Genomic DNA, 2,223 nt, shown 5'->3' on the forward strand with positions numbered 1-2,223 from the left:
CCCAAGGCGACGTGCTCAAACTCATCGGTCAGTGTCATGATCGTGATCCTGTCTGCCCCATCAGGTCATATCTGGCGGAAAACGGATAATCCACTCATCCGTTACACAGACCTACCGACACGCCCGTGCCTCTCCCGCAGGACGACGATTTTGCCGCGCATCGAAGCCCGGGCCAGGTCGGCCAGCACCGCGGGATCGCGTTGGCCGGCGGCCAGCGCGTCGAGCATGGACCGGCCGGACACCCCGAACAGGTCACTGATCACCGAGCTCAGCTTGATCTGCGCGTCCTCCAGCAGCTTTTCCACCCGTTGCCGTTCGCGGGTCCGGTCGCGGATCAGCGAGCGCCGGTAGCGGGTGAAGTCACGCAGCCGGCGGATCGGTTCCGGGTGCACCAACGACGGCCGGAACATACCCCGTTCGGCGACCTTGGCCAGCCACACCGCGTCAGCCTTGTCGGTCTTGGCCCGGCCCGGCACGTTCTTGACCTCCCGGGCATTGGCCAGCTGGCAGTCGAAGCCCTCGGCCTCCAACAGGTAGTAGACGCCCTTCCAGTAATCGCTGGTGGATTCCATCACCACCACGGTGACCCGCTCACAGCGCAGCCAATCGGCCAACTCCAGCAGCCGGGCCGTCGTGGTGGCGTACGAGCGGACCTCCTGCACGCGGCGACCCGGCCGGTTCGGATGCGGCGTGCGTACACACGCCTCCAGCCCGGCCTTGCCCAGATCCAGCGCGGCGACGCGCTCGACGAACAACTCCTCCTCCGTGATCTCCTGCATCACGCTCCCCTCCCCGCCGTGACCAAAGGCGTGGCCGCCCGCGGGAACCCTGAGGAATCAAAGAGTCGGACCCTCGTGCTCATGGCAACAATGCGCAGCCCCTCAGACGGGCTCCCCGCGTCAAACTGACAGACGGCCTCGACCAGGCCAAAGACCGACGACGTCCGCGAGCGACCACGCCACGATTTTCCCGCATGCACGGCGCTCCGAAGGAGCCCCAAAACTGACAGCGGGCCACCTGCGACCGTCAGCACGGATTTCGCATTCTGATACCGCAGACCCACCCATCAGCTGGCCTGCGGAAGCATGAACGTCGAACGAGGCATTGAGCGAACCGTGGCCGCAGTACCCGCTGTCTGGCGCCTTTACGTGGGGGGCTCGATGGCAAGTACTCCGGGAAGCCCGGCGAAGCCAGCCTTGAGGTCGCGAGTTAGAACGGTCCGCCCGGTTTCGGCGGCGTGGGCCGCGATGATGAGATCGTGGGCGCCGCGTGGCGTGCCGGTCCTGCGCACATGAGCGATCAGGCGGGCATGTTGGGCCGCCGTCGTGTCGGTGTAGGCGAGAACCTCGACGACGCTTTCGATCGCGGCCAGCGCGCGAGCCCGCGAGGCGGCACGTTCGGCACTGTCGGCCAACTCGATCCCGACTCGGTATTCGGCGATGGTGATCGCGGCGACGGCGAGTTCGTCGCTGTCAAGGGCTGACCGATCGATCGTGCCGCGTTCGTAGGCGATCAGGACGTTGGTGTCGAGGATCAGGCGTCGGCCCACGGGTCACCCTGCTCGGACTCGAGCAGGGCCACTGCTGCTGCGATGTCGTCGGCGAATCGGTCGTCGGGTGTCGGGATGCCGGCCAGGGCTGTGCGGAGGTCCGCACCGGTTCGTCGGCGGGCCGGTCCGATCTCGGCCACCGGGTGGTTGCCGCGAGTGATGGTCACGGTCTCGCCGCGCTCGATGGCGTCGAGTAGATCTGAGAAGTTCCGAGACGCCTCAGTGGCAGTCATGGTCCGCATAACACGATGGTATCTGATTATCAGATGCGGCGTATAGCGGCTGAAACGGCGGCCAAGCACGGCGCCAGTCACCCGTGAGCCGGGTCAGGCGTAGCGGCTGTGGTCACCGCGCCCAGCGGGCAACCGGCAGAACAGCATCGGAGTTGAGGTGCGATGTTCCACCCGAGGAGATCACCCAACGCAGCGTAGCGGATGCTAAGAGTCTCGACCTGATTCGACGTCGTCGATAGCCTGAGTTGATGACGTGGACGGGGGGCTGATGGCTTCGAACAGACGATCGGGCAACTCCGATTTCTTCCGAATGCTGTTGGCCGCCGTTGAGGATGACGATGGCGGCGTCATTGAGGGTGACGATGTGGGCGGTGTGATCAGGCCCCGTCGGCGGGGTGCCGGACGGGGCCTGGTCGTCGTGGTGGCGCGGTGCTGGTCATT

3 protein-coding genes are annotated in these 2,223 nt (G+C 65.8%); all 3 read right to left on the bottom strand.

Annotated elements, in window-relative coordinates; genetic code table 11:
- Positions 1 to 101: 101 nt before the first annotated feature.
- Positions 102 to 779: an IS110 family transposase gene (locus ACFQS1_RS40325; protein ID WP_378978331.1), complete on the bottom strand. Its 678-nt coding sequence runs from the start codon at positions 777 to 779 to the stop codon at positions 102 to 104.
- A gap of 365 nt (positions 780 to 1,144) precedes the next feature.
- Entirely contained in the window at positions 1,145 to 1,549 is a 405-nt protein-coding gene (locus tag ACFQS1_RS40330) for a type II toxin-antitoxin system VapC family toxin (RefSeq protein WP_378978327.1), read from the bottom strand.
- Positions 1,534 to 1,782 (bottom strand): type II toxin-antitoxin system Phd/YefM family antitoxin, encoded by a 249-nt coding sequence (locus ACFQS1_RS40335; RefSeq protein WP_378978329.1) that lies wholly within the window; start codon positions 1,780 to 1,782, stop codon positions 1,534 to 1,536. The genes ACFQS1_RS40330 and ACFQS1_RS40335 overlap by 16 nt, the downstream gene beginning before the upstream one ends.
- Between the last annotated feature and the right edge of the window lie 441 nt (positions 1,783 to 2,223).

Origin of the sequence: Paractinoplanes rhizophilus, assembly GCF_042664765.1 — a bacterium.
Lineage (GTDB): Bacteria > Actinomycetota > Actinomycetes > Mycobacteriales > Micromonosporaceae > Actinoplanes > Actinoplanes rhizophilus.

Excerpts from the sequence above, each read along its gene's own strand:
- ACFQS1_RS40325 (WP_378978331.1), bottom strand. The coding sequence starts at position 779 with ATGCAGGAGATCACGGAGGAGGAGTTGTTCGTCGAGCGCGTCGCCGCG.
- ACFQS1_RS40335 (WP_378978329.1), bottom strand. The coding sequence starts at position 1,782 with ATGACTGCCACTGAGGCGTCTCGGAACTTCTCAGATCTACTCGACGCC.